At 66.2% G+C, this 5,507-nt stretch carries 5 protein-coding genes; 4 read left to right on the top strand and 1 reads right to left on the bottom strand.

The genetic code is table 11. The features are described 5' to 3' along the window. From ACXJL8_RS32610 to ACXJL8_RS32600, 3 genes are all read left to right on the top strand, one after another. Positions 1–1,453, top strand: a 1,453-nt coding sequence (locus ACXJL8_RS32610) for a molybdopterin oxidoreductase family protein (protein WP_456686265.1), incomplete at its 5' end; no start/stop codon positions are given. 258 nt (positions 1,454–1,711) lie between these two features. Continuing rightward, positions 1,712–2,185 (top strand): Cys-tRNA(Pro) deacylase, encoded by a 474-nt coding sequence (ybaK, locus tag ACXJL8_RS32605; RefSeq protein ID WP_456621567.1) that lies wholly within the window; start codon positions 1,712–1,714, stop codon positions 2,183–2,185. A gap of 18 nt (positions 2,186–2,203) precedes the next feature. Next, positions 2,204–3,283: a HupE/UreJ family protein gene (locus ACXJL8_RS32600; protein ID WP_456621568.1), complete on the top strand. Its 1,080-nt coding sequence runs from the start codon at positions 2,204–2,206 to the stop codon at positions 3,281–3,283. A 17-nt stretch (positions 3,284–3,300) separates the two neighbouring features. On the opposite strand, the gene ACXJL8_RS32595 is transcribed toward ACXJL8_RS32600, so the two are convergent. Beyond that, a complete protein-coding gene (locus ACXJL8_RS32595; RefSeq protein WP_456621569.1) occupies positions 3,301–3,984 on the bottom strand; it encodes a GntR family transcriptional regulator in 684 nt (227 codons plus the stop codon). A gap of 156 nt (positions 3,985–4,140) precedes the next feature. Here ACXJL8_RS32595 and tcuA point away from each other — a divergent pair. Further along, the coding region (gene tcuA, locus ACXJL8_RS32590; protein WP_456686264.1) for an FAD-dependent tricarballylate dehydrogenase TcuA at positions 4,141–5,507 on the top strand (1,367 nt) is incomplete at its 3' end.

The following is a 5,507-nucleotide window of genomic DNA, read 5'->3' as shown; positions in this document are numbered from 1 at the left end:
GTCACGCCATGCGACCAAGCATTTGCAGTTCAAGCCGGGCTCCGACGTCGCCATGCTGAACGCGATGATCAACACGATCATCACCGAGGGCCTGACCGACGACCAGTATATCGCCGGCTACACCGAGGGTTTCGAGGACCTCAAGGAGAAGATCAAGGAGTTCACGCCGGAGAAGATGGAGCCGATCTGCGGCATCCCGGCGCAGACGCTGCGCGAGGTCGCCCGAACCTATGCACGCGCGAAATCCTCGATCATCTTCTGGGGCATGGGCATCAGCCAGCATGTCCACGGCACCGACAATGCGCGCTGCCTGATTGCGCTCGCGCTGATCACCGGCCAGGTCGGCCGGCCCGGCACCGGGCTGCATCCACTGCGCGGCCAGAACAACGTGCAGGGCGCCTCCGATGCCGGCCTGATCCCGATGTTCCTGCCCGACTACCAGCCGGTCGGCCGCGACGACTTGCGCGGCAATTTCGAGAAGCTGTGGGGACAGGACCTTGATCCCGTGCGCGGCCTGACCGTGGTCGAGATCATGAACGCGATCCACGCCGGCGAGATCAAGGGCATGTATATCGAGGGTGAGAATCCCGCGATGTCCGACCCCGATCTCCAGCATGCGCGCCAGGCGCTCGCGATGCTCGACCATCTCGTGGTGCAGGATCTCTTCGTCACCGAGACCGCGTTCCACGCCGACGTCATCCTGCCGGCCTCGGCCTTTGCCGAGAAGGACGGCTCCTTCACCAACACCGATCGCCGCGTTCAGCTCGCGCGCCAGGTGATCAAGCCGCCGGGCGATGCGCGGCAGGATCTCTGGATCATCCAGGAGATCGGCAAGCGCATGGGCCTGCCGTGGAATTATTCCGGCCCCGGCGACGTCTACACCGAGATGGCGGAGTTGATGCCTTCGCTCAAGAACATCAGCTGGGAGCGACTGGTGCGCGAAGGCGCCGTGACCTATCCGGCCGATGATCCGAACAAGCCCGGCAACGAGATCATCTTCACCACGGGCTTCCCGACTGCGAGCGGCCGCGGCAAGATCGTGCCGGCAAAGGTCATTCCGCCGGATGAATTGCCCGACGCCGAATATCCGATGGTGCTCTCGACCGGACGCGTGCTCGAGCACTGGCACACCGGCTCGATGACGCGCCGCGCGCAGGTGCTCGACCAGATCGAGCCGGAGGCGGTCGCGTTCATGTCGCCGAAGGACATGCGCAAGAAGAAGCTCGCGCCCGGTGACTTCATCCGGCTCGAGACCCGCCGCGGTGCCGTCGAGGTCAAGGTCCGCTCCGACCGCGACGTGCCGGAGAACATGGTGTTCATGCCGTTCTGCTACGCGGAGGCAGCGGCGAATCTCCTGACCAATCCGGCGCTCGACCCGTTCGGCAAGATCCCGGAGTTCAAGTTCTGCGCAGCAAGGGCCGAGCGCGCCGAGATGCGCGACGCGGCGGAGTAGCTTTCTGTCGCTTTGACGCGATGGCGCTAGCCAATCCCCCCGGTGTCGTCCCGGCCTAGTGCGCAATTGCGCACGGGGGCCGGGACCCATACCGCGTGATCTCTCGATGGCGGATGGTGCCAGTCCTCGAACGACGAGCCTTCGCCAAACCACTCCCTGTGGTTATGGGTCCCGGCCTGCGCCGGGACGACGGCTGAGTGTGTGGCGGGCACCTCGTCGTCCCTTCGCCGTTCGCAGCGGCGGTGGTAAACATCGCCCATGTCCAAAGTCACCCCAGCCACGCGCGCGCTTGCGGCCGCCGGTGTTGCGTTCACCGTGCACGCCTACGAGTATGATCCCGACGCCGAGAGCATCGGCCTTCAGGCCGCATCCGCGCTCGGCGAAGACCCCGCGCGCGTATTGAAGACGCTGATGGCGCTGGTCGACGGCAAGCCGGTCTGCGTGATCGTCCCGTCCGATCAGGAAGTCTCGATGAAGAAGCTCGCCGCGGCTGCCAACGGCAAGTCGGCCCAGATGATGAAGCCGCCCGAGGCCGAGCGCGTCACCGGCTTCAAGGTCGGTGGCATCAGCCCGTTCGGGCAGCGCAAACCCGTGCGCACCGTGATCGAGCAGAGCGCGATGGCGCACGATCAGGTCTATGTGAACGGCGGTCAGCGCGGCCTGCAGGTGCGGCTCAGGCCGAACGACGTGCGGGATGTCTTGAAGGCGGTCGTGACGGATGTGGTCGCGTAGGCGCGATGGAGCGGGATCATGAGATGGCCACGCCCGTTGTGGCTCGCGATCCTGCTCGGCCTCTGCCTCTCCGTTGAGGCACATCAGGTCAACCTCGTGACGGCGCGCGTGGCCCTGACCGGCGATCGCACCGTGACCGTCGAACTGAAGGGCCGCGACGTCGATCGTCTGGTCGGCACCAGGATTTATGATGCGAGGGGAGACGCGGTCGATCCTTCCGCGGTTGATGCGGCCACGGTCGCAATCCTTGCCTATATGAGCACGCACCTGGCGGTCACGGCCGGCGGCATGTCCTGCCCGGTGGGTCATGCTGCGATCCTGGCCGACGGCGACGGCGTGATCTATCGCAACAGTTTCGCCTGCGCCAATTTCGCCGGCGACATCGTCTATCGCTCCACCGTGCTGACCGAGAAAGACCCCGCCGCGCGTCAGGTGGTGCTGGTCGCGCAGGGCGGGTCCGAGGCGCAGGCCCTGCTCGACGCCGGCAACACGACCGTCACGCTGTCGGCGCATGCGCCGCCGCTGTGGTCGACGATGCAGCGCTATCTCGTCACCGGCATCGCGCACATCTTCCTTGGCTATGATCACATCGCGTTTCTGGTCGCCGTCGTGCTGTGGGCACGACGGCTCGTGCCCGTCATCAAGATCGTCACCGCGTTCACGGTCGCCCATTCGATGACGTTGTCGCTGGCCGCGCTCGACATCGTGGTCATACCGGGCCGCATCGTCGAGCCCGCGATCGCGGCGTCGATCGTGTTCGTCGCCGTCGAGAACTTTGTCTCGCGTGACATCGACGGGCGCTGGCGCGTGGCCTTTCTGTTCGGCCTCATCCACGGGTTCGGATTCGCCGGCGCGCTCAGGGAGATTGGCCTGCCGCCGAACGCGGTGGTGCCGGCGCTCGCTTCCTTCAATATCGGCGTCGAGATCGGGCAGGTTGCGATTGTCGCGATCGTGCTGCCGGCGCTCGGCCTGGTCGACCGGCTGTTTGCAACTGACTGGACCGAGCCGGTGAGGGCGGCAAGGCTGGTCTATGCGGTGTCCGCGCTGATCAGCCTGCTCGGCGGCTATTGGCTGCTCACGCGCATCTTCGAGGCGTGATCGAACGGACGATCCGGTTACTGCTTCTGCAACAGTTTCAACCGGCAGCGCAGCGCCTCGCGGATATGCGCCCGTGCGAGCTGCTCGGCTCTGTCACCGTCGCGTGCGGCGATGGCATCGATGATCGCCTGGTGCTCCCCGTGGCTGGTCGAGGGGCGGCCCGACACCGTGAAAGTGGTAGGACCGAGCAGGGCGATCCAGTCCTGCAACTCGCGAGACGCATTGTCGAGATAGCGGTTGCGCGCGGCCCGGCAGACGGCTTCGTGGAAGGCGCGGTTGAGCCTGGCCATTTCGGCGGCGTCGTTCTCGGCCGCCTCGGTAAAGCCCTGCTCGATGTCCCTGAGCGCGTCGATCTCGGGCGCGGAGGCATGCTCGGCGGCAAGGCGGGCGGACGCGCCTTCCATGATCTCGCGCATCGCATAGAGTTCGAGCACCTCGGAAATATCGAGGTTGCGCACGATCAGGCCGCGTCCGCCGGATGGCTCGACAAAACCGCGTGCCGCGAGCCGGCCCAGAGCTTCGCGGACCGGCGTGCGGCTGACCTTCAGCCGCTGCGCGACCTCCTCCTCGCGCAGGCGGTCGCCGGCGCGGTAGCTGCCGGCCTGGAGGGCTTCGCAGAGCGAGCGGAACACGGCTTCGCCCAGTGCGACACCGCCGCCGCGCGCGATCGATCCGCCTGCCTTTGCCGGGCGTCTGGCCATGTTCCCTCGAAACGCGAAGCGCATCCCGCCCATGCAGAGATGCCGCTTGCACAGCTTCTGTATATCTTTGTATACAAAGGTACGCAATGACAGACTGATTGACCGGGGCCGCCGGCGGGCAGAATGTCTCCAACTTCGTCGCATCGGGCAGACGGCATGAGCAGCAAATACGACGTGCTGGTGATCGGCGGCGGCAATGCGGCGCTGTGCGCGGCGATCAGCGCCCGGCGCGGCGGCGCATCCGTCCTCGTGCTCGAGGGCGCGCCAAAATTCTATCGCGGCGGCAACACGCGCCACACCCGCAACATGCGCTGCGCCCATGACGCCGCGACCGAGATCCTGACCGGACCTTACACCGAGGACGAGTTCTGGGAGGATCTGCTGCGCGTGACCGGCGGGCAGACCGACGAGGTCCTCGCCCGTCATATGATCCGCGAATCCAAGGACATCCTGAACTGGATCGTGGAGCAGGGCGTGCGCTGGCAGCCCTCGCTCGGCGGCACGCTGAGCCTCGGCCGCACCAACTCCTTCTTCCTCGGCGGCGGCCGGGCGATGTTGAACGCGCTCTATCTGACCGCCGAACGGCTCGGCGTCGAGGTTGAGTACGACGCCGAGGTGACCGACCTCGTGATCGAGGACGGCATGTTCCTTGCCGCGCGGCTCAAGCGGCCGATCAAGGGTGAGACCGAGATCCGCGCGACGTCGCTGGTCGCCGCCGCCGGCGGCTTCGAGGCCAACATCGAATGGCTGAAGCAATATTGGGGCGAGGCCGCCGACAATTTCCTGATCCGCGGCACGCCCTATAATCGCGGCACGATCCTGAAGATGCTGCTCGACAAGGGCGTGCAGGAGGTCGGCGATCCCACCCAGTGCCATGCGGTCGCGATCGACGCCCGCGCGCCGAAATTCGACGGCGGCATCATCACGCGCCACGATTCCGTCGTGTTCGGTATCGTCGTCAACAAGCACGCCCAGCGCTTCTACGACGAGGGCGAGGATATCTGGCCGAAGCGCTACGCGATCTGGGGCCGGCTGGTCGCGGCGCAGCCCGACCAGATCGCCTATATCATCTTCGATTCGACCGTCGTCACGAGCTTCATGCCCACGCTGTTTCCGCCGATCGCCGGACAAACGATTGCCGAGCTCGCCGGCAAGCTCGAGCTCGATCCGGTCGCGCTGGACAAGACCATCACCGAGTTCAACGCCGCGGTGCGGCCCGGCACCTTCGACCACACCATCCTGGACGACTGCCGCACCGAGGGCATCACGCCGCCGAAGACGCATTGGGCGCGGCGGATCGAGACGCCGCCCTATCTCGCCTATCCGGTGCGGCCCGGCATCACCTTCACCTATCTCGGCACGCGCGTGACCAAGGAGGCGCGCATGCTGATGGCTGACGGCAAGCCGTCGGCCAACATGTTCGCGGCCGGCGAGATCATGGCCGGCAACGTGCTCGGCAAGGGCTATGCCGCCGGCATGGGCATGACCATCGGCAGCGTGTTCGGGCGGATCGCAGGGCGGGA

The sequence above is a fragment of the Bradyrhizobium sp. P5_C11_2 genome, assembly GCF_054049755.1.
The sequence above is the reverse complement of the archived record's forward strand: the minus strand, read 5'-3'. Positions and strand labels throughout refer to the sequence as shown.

Bases quoted from the DNA above. Each gene is read 5' to 3' on its own strand.
- ybaK (WP_456621567.1), top strand. From the start codon at position 1,712: ATGTCCAAAGTCACCCCAGCCACGCGCGCGCTTGCGGCCGCCGGTGTT.
- ACXJL8_RS32600 (WP_456621568.1), top strand. From the start codon at position 2,204: ATGAGATGGCCACGCCCGTTGTGGCTCGCGATCCTGCTCGGCCTCTGC.
- ACXJL8_RS32595 (WP_456621569.1), bottom strand. From the start codon at position 3,984: ATGGCCAGACGCCCGGCAAAGGCAGGCGGATCGATCGCGCGCGGCGGC.